This window comes from Streptomyces sp. 4F14 (genome assembly GCF_048159485.1).
In the GTDB taxonomy this organism is placed as follows: domain Bacteria; phylum Actinomycetota; class Actinomycetes; order Streptomycetales; family Streptomycetaceae; genus Streptomyces.
This window is the reverse complement of the sequence record NZ_JBLRVY010000430.1, coordinates 1-310: the sequence shown is the minus strand read 5'-3', so window position 1 is coordinate 310 and position 310 is coordinate 1. Positions and strand designations below refer to the sequence as shown.

At 71.0% G+C, this 310-nt stretch carries 1 pseudogene; it reads left to right on the top strand.

Features of this window, described 5'->3' with window-relative positions:
- Positions 1 to 103 precede the first annotated feature (103 nt).
- Positions 104 to 310 (top strand): annotated as a pseudogene (locus ACLZOT_RS51450) (TIGR00730 family Rossman fold protein); the annotation flags it as partial.

The window sequence follows — 310 nt, the reverse complement described above, 5'->3', positions numbered from 1 at the left end:
CGCGGCGAGGGCGCTTCATGGCAGACATGCGCGCGTCCCCCGTCCGTAACCCGGGTGGATCTACGCTGAGGTGGAAAGACCTGGCAAGCGGAGGGAGCGCTACATGGCTACCGGCAACCCCGAGGGCAAGAAGCAGCCACCGGAGGAGCAGCGGCTGGGACCGGTCCTGAGGCGACGCGGCCAGGTGACCGCGAGCACCACGGACCAGCGGCTGCTGGACGCGGGCGGGCCGACCGACTGGGTCCACACCGACCCCTGGCGGGTCCTGCGCATCCAGTCGGAGTTCATCGAGGGCTTCGGCACCCTCGCC